Here is a 13339-nt window from a genome sequence, read left to right as displayed (position 1 = left end):
GTGTTTGTACTACCAGCGCGCACCGAAAGTGCGGCGCAGTTCATCGATCTGATCGGGGGCGAGCGGTGCGGGCCGGGTGGCCTGCGTGAGCATCTGCAGGCGTGCGGTTTCTTCCAGCTCTTCGAGCACGGCCATGGCGGCGGCCGGTGTTTCGTGCCAGACGTTGGGGCCCAGGCGCGCGAGCATCGCCGCGCGGATCGGCGTGCCGGCCGCGCCGTAGCGCGCGATAGTGTCTGCCACCTGCTCGGCCGCCTCGGGCGCGCCGGGGCGGTGGTACGGGATGACCGGCACATGGCCGACCTTCATCACGAAGTAAGGCGTGAGCGCGGGCAGCAGTTCGGCTTGCGGGTTGCCCAAGGTCAGCGCGACGCAGTGCGTGCTGTGCGTGTGGATCACGCAGGCCGTGGCGGCATCGAAGCCGCGCGCGGCGGCGTAGATGCGCGTGTGCAGCGCGATGGTCTTGCTGGCGCGGTCGCCGCCGGTCTGCTGGCCTTGGGCATCGAGCCGTGCGAGCCGCGCGGGATCGAGAAAACCCAGGCAGGCGTCGGTCGGCGTGATGAGGAAGCCGTCGTCCAACCGCACGCTGATGTTGCCCGCCGTGGCGTGCACGTAGCCGCGCTCGAACAGGCTGCGGCCGACGCGGCAGATTTCGTCGCGGGCTTCGTTCTCGGTCATGCGAGCACTGTAAAAGCTTTGGTGAAGAAATCGTCGCTGCCGAAGTTGCCCGACTTCAACGTGATGTGCAGCCCGGCTTCGGGTGCCGCATCGCAGCGCGCATGGCACCACGGCACGCCGGGGTCGATCTGCGGACCGATCTGCATCTGCGCGATGCCCAGCGCCTGCACGCAGGCACCCGAGGTTTCGCCGCCGGCCACCACCAGCTGGTGCACGCCGCGCTCGACCAGGCCGCGCGCAATGGCGGCGATGGTGCGTTCGACCATCGCACCGGCTTCTTCCACGCCGAGCCGCCCCTGCACCGACTTCACGGCGCCGGCTTCGGCGGTCGAGTAGACGAGCACAGAACCCTTGTCGATCAGCGGTGTGGCCCAGGCCAGCACTTCGGCGGTCACGTCCACGCCCGCCGCGATGCGCAGCGGGTCGATGGCCATGGCCGCGCCGCCGCGCTGGATGAAGTCGAGCACCTGCCGGTTGGTGGCCAGCGAGCAGCTGCCCGACACCACCGCCGTCTTGCCGCCGGCCTTCGGCAAGGCGCTGGCCTGCGACGACGGCGCAAGGCCGAAGTTGGCCGGCAGGCCGATGGCTACGCCCGAGCCCGCCGTGAGCAGCGGCAGCTTCGCGAGGGCGGGGCCCATGCGCAGCAGGTCGTCGTTCGAGACCGCGTCGACGATGGCGATCGACACGCCCTCGGCCTTCAGCTGCGCGATGCGTTCTTCGATGGCCGCTGCGCCGCGTGCGACCACCGCGTGGTCGATCAGGCCCACCTTGCGCGTGCACTGCGCCTGCAGCACGCGCACGAGGTTCGGGTCGGTCATCGGCGTGAGCGGATGGTTCTGCATGCCGCTCTCGTTGAGCAGCACGTCGCCCGCGAACAGGTAGCCCTTGAACACGGTGCGCTTGTTGTCGGGGAAGGCGGGCGTGGCGATGGTGAAGTCGCATTGCAGCGCGTCCATCAGCGCCTCGGTCACGGGGCCGATGTTGCCCTGCGCGGTGCTGTCGAAGGTAGAGCAGTACTTGAAGTAGATCTGCTGCGCGCCCTGCGCCTGCAGCCAGCGCAATGCGTCGAGCGACTGCGCGATGGCTTCGGCCGGTGCGATGGTGCGCGACTTGAGCGCGACCACGACCGCATCCACGTCGGCATCGAGCGGGCCGGCCGGCACGCCGATGGTCTGCACCACGCGCATGCCGGCGCGCACGAGGTTGTTGGCCAGGTCGGTGGCACCGGTGAAGTCGTCGGCGATGCAGCCGAGCACGAGCTTCGCCATCGCTCAGCCCTTCAGCGCCAGCGTGACTGCCTGCGCGTTCTCGCGCACGTAGTCGCGCAGGATGGCGTCGAAGCTGGCGTCGGCCTTCAGGCCCAGCGCCTCGGCGCGCGCCGCATGGATGCGGCTGGGCCAGCTGGTGACGATCTTCGCAATGGCGGCGTCGGGTTCCCAGTCGATGAGGGCGGTGGCCTCGGTGCCGGCGATGCGCTCGAGCGCCTGCGCCATCTCGCGCACGGTGGTGGTCAGCGCGGGCAGGTTGACGGCGGTGCGCGCACCCCATTCGGCCGCGCCGGCGGTGGCCGCGCGCACGATGCCCGCGACGGTGTTGCCGGGCGAGGCCAGCGCGACCGGCGTCTCGGGCGCCACGGGGCAGCGTGCGCGCACGCCGGCCAGCGGCTCGCGCAGCATGCCGCTCAGGAAGCTGGAGGCCGCGCCGTTCGGACGGCCCGGGCGCACCGACACCGTCATGAGCCGCACATTGCGGCCCTGCACGAAGCCCTTGCGCGTGTAGTCGGCCACGAGCTGCTCGCCGATGAACTTCTGGATGCCGTAGCTGTTCTGCGGCGTGGGCAGCGTGGTGTCCTCGATCACCGCGGGCAGGCGCTGCTCGGGCGAATCGCCGAACACGGCGACGGAGCTGGAGAACACGAACACGGGCGCATGGCCCGCGCTGCGGCAGGCGTCGAGCAGGGCGCGCGTGGTGTCCAGGTTGCTGCGCATGCCGAGGTCGAAGTCGGCCTCGCACTCGCCGCTCACGGCGGCGGCGAGGTGGAACACGGCGTCGGTGTCGGCCAGCGGCAATGCGCCGTTGGCGGCCTGCTCGTACAGGTCGCCCTGCACGAACTGGATGCGCGCGTCGGCTGCGAGGTCGGCGGGCGGCGGCACGCGGTCGGCCAGCGTGATGCGTGCGATGTCTTGAGGCTGGCCGCCGGCCAGTGCGAGCGGGCCGCCGGCGAGCAGGGTGCGGGCGAGGCGGGCGCCGAGGAAGCCGCAGCCGCCGGTGATGAGAACGTTCATGGTGTGTGTCTTTCCTGGGTCGGTGGAGCGCAGACGCTCGATGCTATTTTTTCGATTCTTTCGCAGCAGGCAACTCGATGCCCGGGAAGATCTTGATGACCGCGCTGTCGTCTTCGCGCGCGAAGCCGGCCGTGGAGGCCTGCATGAACATCTGGTGCGCGGTGGACGACAGCGGCAGCGGAAACTTGCTGGCGCGCGCCACGTCGAGCACCAGGCCCAGGTCCTTCACGAAGATGTCGACGGCCGACAGCGGCGTGTAGTCGCCCGCCAGCACGTGGGCCATGCGGTTCTCGAACATCCAGCTGTTGCCGGCGCTGTGGGTAATGACCTCGTACAGCGCGTCCGGGTTCACGCCCTCGCGCAGGCCCAGCGCCATGGCCTCGGCCGCGGCGGCGATGTGCACGCCGGCCAGCAGCTGGTTGATGACCTTCACCTTGCTGCCCGCGCCGGCCGAATCGCCCAGGCGGTAGACCTTGGCGGCCATCGCGTCGAGCATGGCGCCGGCCTTCTCGTAGGCCGCGGGCGTGCCGGCGGTCATCATCGTCATCTGGCCGCTCGCGGCCTTGGCGGCGCCGCCGGAGATCGGCGCATCGAGGTACAGGATGCCCTGCTGCGCCAGGCGCGCTTCGAGCGCCACCGACCAGTTCGGGTCGACGGTGGAGCACATCACGAACAGGCTGCCGGGCTTCATCGATGCCGCGCAGCCGGGCGTGGTGCCGTCGCCGAACAGCACCGACTCGGTCTGCGCCGCGTTGACGACCACGCTGACCACAATGTCGCACTGCGCGCCGAGCGCGGCCAGCGTGTCGCAGGCCGTGCCGCCCTCGCGCGCGAAGGCCTCGGCCACGCCGGGACGCACGTCGAACACATGCGGTGCATGGCCCGCGCGACGCAGCGATTGCGCCATGCCGCTGCCCATGGCGCCCAGGCCCACGAGGCCGACGACGGGGGTGGTGTTGGAAGAAGAAGTCATGTCGTGCGTCCTTCGATCAGCGATTGACCAGTTGCTTCGGGGTGAGCCACACGCCGATGGCACCGAGCACCAGCGCGCCGGCCAGCACGTACATGCCGATCTGCGTGCTGCCCGTGAGGTCCTTCAGGTAACCGATGAGGTACGGGCTCACGAAGCCCGCGAGGTTGCCCACCGAGTTGATGACCGCGATGCCGGCGGCTGCCGCCGTGCCCGAGAGGAAGGCGGTGGGCAGCGACCAGAACAGCGGCGCGCAGGTGAGCACGCCGGCCGCGGCGAGCGACAGGAAGGTCAGCGACACGACCGTGTTCTGCGTGTACGAGGCCGCGACCGTGAAGCCCACGGCGCCCATCATCGCGGGAATGATCAGGTGCCAGCGGCGCTCGCGGCGCGCGTCGGCGCTGCGGCCGAACAGGTTCATCGCGACGATCGCGCACAGGAACGGAATGGCGCTGAGCAGGCCGATGTTGAAGTTGCCCTGCACGCCCGTGGCCTTCACCAGCGTGGGCAGCCAGAAGGTCAGCGCGTACTGGCCCATGACGAAGGCAAAGTAGATGAGCGCCATCCACCACACGCGCGCGTCGCGGAACATCGCGCCCACCGAGTGCGGGCCCTTGGCGCCGTGCGCCTGGTCGCGGTCGACCTCGCGCTGCAGCAGGTTCTTCTCTTCAGGCGAGAGCCAGCGTGCGTGCTGGATGCCGTTGTCCAGGTAGAACAGCACCATCACGCCCACCAGCACGGCGGGAATGGCTTCGATGATGAACATCCATTGCCAGCCGTGCATGGCCGACACGCCGTGGAAGGCGTCCATGATCCAGCCCGACAGCGGGTTGCCGAAGATGCCCGCCACGGGAATCGCCGACATGAACACCGCGATGATCCGCGCGCGCCGGTGCGACGGGTACCAGTGCGTCAGGTACAGGATCACGCCGGGATAGAAGCCCGCCTCGGCCACGCCGAGCAGGAAGCGCAGGATGTAGAAGCTGGTCGGCGTTTCCACGAACACGAAGCAGGCCGACAGCAGGCCCCAGGTGATCATGATCCGCGCGATCCACACGCGTGCGCCCACGCGGTTGAGCAGCAGGTTGCTGGGCACTTCGAACAGGAAGTAGCCCAGGAAGAAGATGCCGGCACCGAGGCCGAACACGGTTTCGCTGAAGCCGAGGTCCGCGCCCATCTGCAGCTTGGCGAAGCCGACGTTCACGCGGTCGAGGTACGCGACCACGTAGCACAGCATCAGGAAGGGCACGAGGCGCCAGAACACCTTGGCGTAGGCGCGTTTTTCGAGCGCGGCGTCGGGCGCGTCAGCCGCGAGGGGCGCGCCGGCCTGGAGGGTGGAAGTCATTGGGAGGGAGTCCGCTGGATGAAAAAACGGGGTCGTCCCGTCACCCTGCGGCGCGGTCGCCCCTTACTTGTCAGGTCATCATACAAATTTAAGACAAGCTCCCGGATACGGGATAACCCGCACATTCTGCCCTCTTGAGAAGACCGTAAGCGTGGGCTTACTTGCCCGCAGGCCAGCCTTCGACCAGGGGTCGGGCGAGCTGGGCGCCTTCCTGCTGCCAGAAGGCCGGGTCGGCCTGCTCGATGCGGCGGATGGCGTTGTCCATGTGGGCCTTGGCGGCTTCGCGCGCGGCCAGCGGGTCGCCGGCGTCGATGGCCTCGACGATGCGCGCGTGCTCCTGCGCCACTTCGCGCACGAAGTCGGCGCGGCGCGCCTCGTTGGCGCGCGTGACGCGGGTGGCGCCATGCAGGAACTGCCGCAGGTACTGCAGCGTGCCGATGAGGAAGGGGTTGCGCGCGGCCTCGGCGATGGCGCGGTGAAAGCGCACGTCCTCGTCGGCGCCGTTGCCGCCCATCGACACCGCCGCGTGCAGCGCATCGATGGCGTCGCGGATGCGCAGCATGTCCTCGGGCGTGCGGCGCTCGGCCGCGAGCGCGGCCACCTCGGCCTCGAGCGCGCGGCGCAGCTCGACCATCTGCACCACCGCTTCGCGCGACGCCACGTGCGGCATCTCGAAGCGCAGCGGCTCCACGCCGGCAGCGCGCACGTACACGCCGCTGCCCTGGCGCGAATCGACCAGCCCGAGCGACTTCAGTCGCGACACCGCCTCGCGCACCACCGTGCGGCTCACGCCGAACTGGGTCGCCAACGCGGTCTCGGTGGGCAGCCGGTCGCCTTCCGACAAGCGCCCGCTGCGCACCTCGGCCACGAGCGCTTCCGCCACCTGGTCGGCCAGGCGGACGGCGGGAGCAAGGGACTGGAAGCGGGCGGTCATGGGCGCGGGAAGGCGGTGGGGCCTGCGACTCTAACGCAGGCACCGCACCGTCACGCCGCATGGCCGCGCTGGCGTCAGGCGCCGAGCGCGTGCCGCGCGGCCCGCGCGATGCTCGCCGCGTCCACGCCGAAGAAACCGCGCAGCGCGGCGCGCGTGTCGCTGCGACCGAAGCCGTCGGTGCCCAGCGTGAGGTAGCGGCGGCCTTCGGGCAGGAAGGCGCGAACGCTCTCGGGCAGGGCGCGCACGTAGTCGGTGGCGGCGACGATCGGGGCCTTGCTGCCGCCCTTGCCCAGTTGCTGCGCGACGAAGGGCGTGCCGGCATTCTTCTCGCCGGCCAGCGCACGCTGCTCGCAGGCCTGGCCGTCGCGCGCGAGTTCGCTCCAGCTCGTGACGCTGAACACCTCGGCCGCGATGCCTTCGTCGGCCAGCAGCTGCGCGGCCTTGATGACCTCGGTGAGGATCGCGCCCGAGCCCAGCAGCGTGACGCTCTGCTTCGCCTTGCCCGATGCCGGCGCATACGTGCCGAAGCGGTAGCAGCCGCGCAGGATGTCGGCCTCGGCACCCGCCGGCAGGTCGGGCTGCGCGTAGTTCTCGTTCATGAGCGTGACGTAATAGAACACGTCCTGCTGCTCGACCATCATCTCGCGGATGCCCGCGTCGACGATGACGGCCATCTCGCCCGCGAAGGCCGGGTCGTAGGCCTTGCAGTTGGGAATGGTCGCGGCCACGAGGTGGCTGCTGCCGTCCTGGTGCTGCAGGCCTTCGCCGCCGAGCGTGGTGCGCCCCGACGTGGCGCCCAGCAGGAAGCCGCGTGCGCGCTGATCGGCCGCGGCCCAGATGGCGTCGCCCACGCGCTGGAAGCCGAACATCGAGTAGTAGATGTAGAACGGCAGCATCGCCAGGCCATGCACGCTGTAGCTGGTGGCCGCGGCCGTCCAGCTGGCGATGGCGCCGGCTTCGCTGATGCCCTCTTCGAGGATCTGGCCGTCGGTGGCTTCGCGGTAGCTCAGCACCGAGCCGATGTCTTCCGGCGCATAGCGCTGGCCCACGCTCGAATAGATGCCGACCTGCTTGAACAGGTTGGCCATGCCGAAGGTGCGCGCCTCGTCGGCCACGATGGGCACGATGCGCGGGCCCAGGGCCTTGTCCTTCATGAGGTTGCCCAGCATGCGCACGAAGGCCATGGTGGTGCTCATCTCCTTGCCCGCGGCGGCCGTGGCGAACTGCGCGTAGGCCGCGATGTCGGGCTTGGGCACGACGTCGCAGGCGGTCTCGCGGCGCGGCATGGCGCCGCCGAGCGCTTCGCGGTGCTGGCGCAGGTAGCGCATCTCGGCGCTGTCTTCGGCAGGGCGGTAGAAGTCCATCGCGGTGGCCTGCGCATCGGTGAGCGGCAGGTTGAAGCGGTCGCGGAATTCGATGAGGTCCACGTCGCCCATCTTCTTGTGCGAGTGCGTGGTCATCTTGCCCTGCGCGGCGCTGCCCATGCCGTAGCCCTTCTTGGTGTGGGCCAGGATGACGGTGGGCTGGCCCTTGTGGGCAGCAGCGGCGGCGTACGCGGCATGGATCTTCACGAGGTCGTGGCCGCCGCGCTTCAAGCGGTCGATCTGCTCGTCGGTCATGCCTTCGGCCAGGCGCGCGAGCTCGGGGTTCTGGCCGAAGAAGTTGTCGCGGTTGAAGCGGCCGTCCTTCGCGGCGAAGGTCTGCATCTGGCCGTCGACGGTTTCGGCGAACACGCGCGCGAGCGCGCCGCTCACGTCCTGCGCGAACAGGCCGTCCCAGTCGCTGCCCCACACGAGCTTGACGACGTTCCATCCTGCCCCGGCGAAGAGCTTTTCGAGCTCGTCGATGATGCGGCCGTTGCCGCGCACCGGGCCATCGAGGCGCTGCAGGTTGCAGTTGACGACCCACACGAGGTTGTCGAGCTTTTCGCGCGCGGCGAGCGTCAGCGCGCTCATCGATTCGGGCTCGTCCATCTCGCCGTCGCCAAACACGCCCCAGACCTTGCGGCCTTCGCAGTTCAGCAGGTTGCGGTGCGTGAGGTAGCGCATGAAGCGCGCGTGGTAGATCGAGCTGATCGGGCCGATGCCCATCGAGCCGGTGGGGAACTGCCAGAAGTCCGGCATCAGGTACGGGTGCGGGTAGCTGCACAGGCCGCGCGCGCCGCTGCCGTCGGTGAAGGCCGGCGCAGTGAGTTCCTGGCGGTAGTGGTTCAGGTCTTCTTCGCTCAGGCGGCCTTCGAGGTAGGCCCGCGCATACACGCCGGGTGCGCTGTGCGGCTGGAAGAACACGAGGTCGCCGCGGTGCGCCGGGCTGCGTGCGTGGAAGAAGTGGTTGAAGCCGGTTTCGAACAGATCGGCCGCGCTCGCGTAGCTGGCGATGTGGCCGCCGAGTTCGCCGTACGCCTGGTTGGCCTTGGCCACCATGGCGAGCGCGTTCCAGCGCATGAGCGAAGCGAGCTTTTCTTCCACCGCGAGGTCACCCGGGAACGGCGGCTGGTCGGCCGCGGCGATGGTGTTGACGTACGGCGTGGCCAGCTCGGGCTGCCAGCCGATGCGTTGCTGCCGCGCCAGGCGCGCCAGCTCGGCCAGCATCTGGCGCGCGCGCTGCGGACCTTGCGTCTGCGCCAGCGCCAGGAAGGCGTCGCGCCATTCGGCGGTCTCTTCGGGGTCGGGGTCGTGCGACGGCGGCGTGTCGAGCAACAGGGCGCGCATCTGGTCGGCGGAGATCGGGGCGTTCATGCCAGCACTTTAAGCCGCCTTGCGGAAAATTAGCTACCGGCACCTGCGACTTCATGGCTATTCGCAAGCATAAAATGCCGCGACCCAAGCGCTTTACGGAATTTCATGGAACTCGACGCCATCGACCTGCGCATTCTCGACGAGCTGCAACGCGACGGCGCCCTGTCGAACGTCGAACTCGCGCGCCGCGTGCACCTGTCGCCCTCGCCCTGCCTGGCGCGCGTGAAGGTGCTGGAGACCAGCGGCGTGATCGACCGTTATGTGGCGCTTGCGAACGCCAAGGCGCTGGGCCTGGGGCTCAACGTGTTCATCTCGATCAGCCTGACCACGCAGAGCAAGCAGTCGCTGGCCGACTTCGAGCAGCGCATCGCCGAGCACGACGAGGTGATGGAGTGCTACCTGATGACCGGCGACAGCGACTACCTGATCCGCATCGCCGTGGCCGACATGGCGGCGCTGGAGCGCTTCATCATGGAGCAGCTCACGCCGATTCCGGGGATCGAGAAGATCCGCTCGAGCTTTGCGCTCAAGCAGGTCAGATACAAAACGGCGCTGCCGTTGCCAGCAGCGCCGTTGTAATCGGCACGCCCCCGACGGGGCGGAAAGAAACTCAGAGACCGATCAGGCCGCCGTCGTTCTTGGTGATGACCACGGTGGCCGAGCGCGGGCGGCTGCTGCCACCGTCCGGCCAGTGGCTGATCGGCGTTTCGTCCTTCTTCGAACCTTCACCCGGATGCTGGATGTTCACGAACAGCGCGCGGCCGTCGCCCGACTCGGCAATGCCGGTGAGTTCGCAGTCCTTCGGGCCGACCAGGAAGCGGCGCAGGCCTTCCGTGCCGGGAGCCTTGCCCACGAAGGTGTTCTGCGTGCGCGTGGTGCTGGTCGCGGCATCGACGTTGGTGATCACCTTCGCACCGCCGTCGCCCACCTTGCCGGGCAGTGCGGCCAGCAGCATGCAGTTGGTGACGTCGGTGTAGGCGCCGTCGTCGGTCTGCAGCCAGAGCAGGCCGGGGGCGGCGTGGCTGAACCACATGCCGTCAGGGCTGGACAGGTCGTTGTCTGCGGTGAGCTGCGAGAGGTTGACGTCGGCCGACGCCGTCGAGCGCGCGGCGAAGAGATACACGTCCCACTTGAAGCGCAGCGAGGTCGGGTCGGCGTTCTCGTCCGCGAAGCGCACGATGTGGCCGTTCGGATTGCCCAGCTGCGGTGCGTTGGCGGTCGTCCTGTCGTCGTAGTAGCGCGGGTTGGAGGCGCTGGTCTTGCCGATCGGGCGAGAGGCGGCGTTGGTGTTGGTCAGCGTCACGTAGACGTCGCCGGTCTTCGGGTTGACGGCGGTCCACTCGGGGCGGTCCATCTTGGTCGCGCCGGCGGCGTCGGCGGCCAGGCGGGCGTTGGTCACGACGTCCGCCGCATCGGCGAAGGCGTACTTGTCGTAGTTCGAGGTGATGTTGTTCACGCCGAGCTTGAGCTCGAGCCACACGCCCGTGCCGTCTTCGTCGAAACGGGCCACATAGAGGCGGCCGTCGTCCATGTACTTGTCGCCCGCGGCCATGCCGCCGCCGATGTCGGCCGCGTCCCAGTTCTTCGTGGAGACGAACTTGTAGATGTACTCGTTGCGCGAGTCGTCGCCCATGTACCAGACCAGCGGCTTGCCGACCACGACCGGGCCGAGGCAGGCGCCTTCGTGGCCGAAGCGGCCGAGTGCGGTGCGCTTCTTCGGCGTGCTGGTGGGGTTGAACGGATCGATCTCGACCACCCAGCCGTAGGTGTTGTGGCCGTTGCGGTAGTCGTCGGTGGCCGAGGCGCCGAGGACTTCGGTGTTCCAGCGGCCGTACTGGCCGTCGGCGGTGTCGGGCGTGACGGTGGCCCAGAGTTCGCGGCCGGTGCTGGCCACGCCGTAGCGGCTGAAGCTCGCGAGTTCCTTCGCCGAGCGCTTGCTGTCGTCGGTTCCCTTGATGCGGCGGAAGTAGCCGGCCCAGTTCTCTTCGCAGGTGAGGTACGTGCCCCACGGCGTGGTGCCGTTGGCGCAGTTGTTGAGCGTGCCGCGGGTCTTGCTGCCGTCGGTCGAGTACTTGGTCTTCAGGTAGTCGGTCTTGGCGGCCGGGCCCGAGAACTGCATGTCGGTGAGCGTGTGGACGCGGCGGTTGAAGCTCGAATCCTGCTTGTAGCTCCAGCTGCTGCCGGTCTTGTTGACCTCGACCACGCTCACGCCGTGCAGGTAGAACTCGCGCTTCACTTCATCGGCGACGGTGCGCACACCGCCCACGACGGTCTGGCCGGTCGGGTGCAGGAACAAGGGCGTGATGGCTTCATGGTTCATCACCAGCAGGCCGCGCGTGGCGTTGGCCGGGTCCCACTTGTTCGTGGCGTTGACGCCGAAGAAGGTCATGCCGTCGTGGTGGTCGCCGGCGCGGCGGTCATAGGTCGCCGGATCATCCGTGCCGTCGTTCTTGTACGCGGCCACGCCGGCGGCGATCGGGTCGCCCAGGCGGTAGAGCACGCTGGCGGTGTAGCCGGCGGGCACGGTCACGACGTCGTCGAGGCTCTTGGCCACGGGGTTGAAGCCCAGCTTCAGCGGCGTGGGCGACGGGGCGGGGGCCGGTGCGGGAGCCGGTGCAGGCGGAATGATGGGGAAGGCTGCGCCGCCACCACCGCTGCCGCCACCGCAGGCCTGCAGCAGTGCGGTGCCGGCGGTACCGACGCCCAGGCCGAACAGATGGCGGCGGCTCAGGCGCGACGCGACCAGGTCGGTGAAGGACGGGTTCGGGGAATCGTTGGTGCCGACATCGTCGAGATCGACGCCGTGGGCGTCCGTGCGGGTGTTTGCGGTCATGCGCAATATCTTTCGTGGGTTGGGATTGAAACCAGCCCGCGAAGTTAGGCACTTCGCATGACATGCCTGTGAAACGCTCGGCCGTTGGTTGGGGTACGGCGAGATTTCGTCAAAAAACCTTCACGCCCGCGCCACACATGGCAGCGCGAACGCTGCGCCCCTCAGGGCGCCGGCAGTTGCCTCGGCCACAACGCCCACAACCGCAGCGGCTGGTTCACGCTCGCCGCCAGCCGGCCGGCCTCTGCGCCGGTGCCCGCGAAGTAGTCGGCGCGCACGGCGCCCAGGATGGCGCTGCCGGTGTCCTGCGCCACCACCAGCTTCTGCAGCTGCGCGGTCGGACCGTTCGAGGCGAGCCACACCGGCGTGCCGTAGGGAATGCTCTCGCGGTCGACCGCGATGGAGCGCCCCGCCGTCAGCGGCACGCCTTGCGCGCCGCGCGGGCCGAAGGCGGCGTCGAGCTCGCTCATGGTCTCTTCGCGGAAGAACACGTAGCGCGGGTTGCTCCACAGCAGCTGCGACACGCGCTGCGGGTTCTGCGCCACCCAGGCCTTGGTGTCGTCGGGCCACTTGCCGACCTTGGCCACGCCCTGGCTCATGAGCCACTGCTGCACGCTGCGGTACGGCTGCTCGTTGGTGGCCGCGTAGGCCACGCGCACGGTGTGCTGGTAGCCGTTGGCCTCGGTGATGCGCAAGCGGCCCGAGCCTTGGATGTGCAGCATCAGCGCGTCGATGGGATCGGCCATCCAGGCGATCTCGCGACCGCGCAGCGCGGCCTGGGCCTCGGGCAGGGTCTCGATCTCCTGGCGCGTGAACCAGGGGCGCTTGGGCACGAGGCCGTCGGGCGCCTGGTACAGCGGCACGCTGAAGCCGGCCGAGGGCACGCGCGAGGCTTCGTACACGGGCTCGTAGTAGCTGGTGAGCTTGCCTTCGCTCTGGCCCGCGAGCGATTCGACGCGGTAGGGCTGCAGCCGGTCGGTCATCCAGCGGCGCTGCTCCTCGGGCGTGGCGATAGCGAGCTGGCGCACCTCGCGGCACAGCGGCGCGAAGGCGGCGTTGGGGCGTGCGCAGTTGGCCAGCAGCGCGATCCACGCTTCATGCAGCGGGTCTTCGCTGAAGCCCGGCAGCTCGGACCAGCCCACGGGCACCCAGCGGCTTTTCGGATGCGCGAGCGATCCGGTCAGCGGACCGAGGTCGCGCGGCGGGGTGACGGTGGGTCGGGTGGGGGTGTCGGGGGCGCGGGGGCCGAGGGAACAGCCGGCAAGCGTTGCTACGATCGCAAGCCCGACCAGCCACTGGAGTCCATTTCTCATGGGTTTGATTCTGCTTGAAGCCCTCGCCGCGGGACTCGTCCTGATCTTGATCATCTGGTGGACCATGTTTTCCGGGCGTAACAAGGGTGAATTGCATGACGACCCCGACGCCGAGCGTGAGGACAAGGATTCGCCGCCCAAAGTGTGAATTGCTCGTGTAGCCACACGGCGCGGCCCACTGTCGGACAAGCACCCCATTGCTACAACTTTAGTAGCAATCATCGCAGCATTCACGGGCGATGGCGAAAG

11 protein-coding genes are annotated in these 13339 nt (G+C 68.9%); 2 read left to right on the top strand and 9 right to left on the bottom strand.

The window, feature by feature from the left end; all coding sequences use genetic code 11:
• Positions 1–9: 9 nt before the first annotated feature.
• The 7 genes from AC1RLW_RS21810 to mdeB all read right to left on the bottom strand — a co-directional run bounded on the left by AC1RLW_RS21810 (position 10) and on the right by mdeB (position 8947).
• On the bottom strand, positions 10–675 hold the full coding sequence (locus AC1RLW_RS21810; RefSeq protein WP_493195021.1) for a class II aldolase/adducin family protein: 666 nt from the start codon (positions 673–675) through the stop codon (positions 10–12).
• The gene (gene otnK / locus AC1RLW_RS21805) at positions 672–1943 is read right to left on the bottom strand and encodes a 3-oxo-tetronate kinase (protein ID WP_493195020.1); all 1272 of its coding nucleotides are present in this window, start codon (positions 1941–1943) and stop codon (positions 672–674) included. The genes AC1RLW_RS21810 and otnK overlap by 4 nt, the downstream gene beginning before the upstream one ends.
• A 3-nt stretch (positions 1944–1946) precedes the next feature.
• Positions 1947–2960 (bottom strand): D-erythronate dehydrogenase, encoded by a 1014-nt coding sequence (gene denD / locus AC1RLW_RS21800; RefSeq protein WP_070063257.1) that lies wholly within the window; start codon positions 2958–2960, stop codon positions 1947–1949.
• A 43-nt stretch (positions 2961–3003) separates the two neighbouring features.
• The gene (gene ltnD / locus AC1RLW_RS21795; protein ID WP_307695231.1) at positions 3004–3933 is read right to left on the bottom strand and encodes an L-threonate dehydrogenase; all 930 of its coding nucleotides are present in this window, start codon (positions 3931–3933) and stop codon (positions 3004–3006) included.
• Positions 3934–3949: 16 nt separating this feature from the next.
• On the bottom strand, positions 3950–5275 hold the full coding sequence (locus tag AC1RLW_RS21790) for an MFS transporter (RefSeq protein WP_489060674.1): 1326 nt from the start codon (positions 5273–5275) through the stop codon (positions 3950–3952).
• Between the two features lie 157 nt (positions 5276–5432).
• The gene (locus tag AC1RLW_RS21785; protein ID WP_070063260.1) at positions 5433–6209 is read right to left on the bottom strand and encodes a FadR/GntR family transcriptional regulator; all 777 of its coding nucleotides are present in this window, start codon (positions 6207–6209) and stop codon (positions 5433–5435) included.
• Between the two features lie 74 nt (positions 6210–6283).
• Positions 6284–8947 (bottom strand): alpha-ketoglutarate dehydrogenase, encoded by a 2664-nt coding sequence (gene mdeB, locus AC1RLW_RS21780; protein ID WP_493195017.1) that lies wholly within the window; start codon positions 8945–8947, stop codon positions 6284–6286.
• 105 nt (positions 8948–9052) lie between these two features.
• Here mdeB and AC1RLW_RS21775 point away from each other — a divergent pair, with 105 nt between their 5' ends.
• Entirely contained in the window at positions 9053–9526 is a 474-nt protein-coding gene (locus tag AC1RLW_RS21775) for an Lrp/AsnC family transcriptional regulator (RefSeq protein ID WP_062480783.1), read from the top strand.
• A gap of 31 nt (positions 9527–9557) precedes the next feature.
• On the opposite strand, the gene AC1RLW_RS21770 is transcribed toward AC1RLW_RS21775, so the two are convergent.
• Both AC1RLW_RS21770 and mltA read right to left on the bottom strand, forming a co-directional pair.
• Positions 9558–11780: a PhoX family protein gene (locus AC1RLW_RS21770; protein ID WP_493195015.1), complete on the bottom strand. Its 2223-nt coding sequence runs from the start codon at positions 11778–11780 to the stop codon at positions 9558–9560.
• Positions 11781–11941: 161 nt separating this feature from the next.
• On the bottom strand, positions 11942–13090 hold the full coding sequence (gene mltA / locus AC1RLW_RS21765; RefSeq protein WP_062480787.1) for a murein transglycosylase A: 1149 nt from the start codon (positions 13088–13090) through the stop codon (positions 11942–11944).
• Between mltA and AC1RLW_RS21760 the strand changes: the two genes are divergently transcribed.
• Positions 13089–13238, top strand: coding sequence for a hypothetical protein (locus tag AC1RLW_RS21760; RefSeq protein ID WP_167395077.1), 150 nt, complete (start codon positions 13089–13091; stop codon positions 13236–13238). The two genes, mltA and AC1RLW_RS21760, sit on opposite strands and share 2 nt — an antisense overlap.
• Positions 13239–13339: the final 101 nt, after the last annotated feature.

Source organism: Variovorax sp. GW822-FHT04A09 (genome assembly GCF_058801005.1).
Note: the sequence above shows the minus strand (reverse complement) of the source record. Positions and strands in the feature narration are given on the sequence as shown.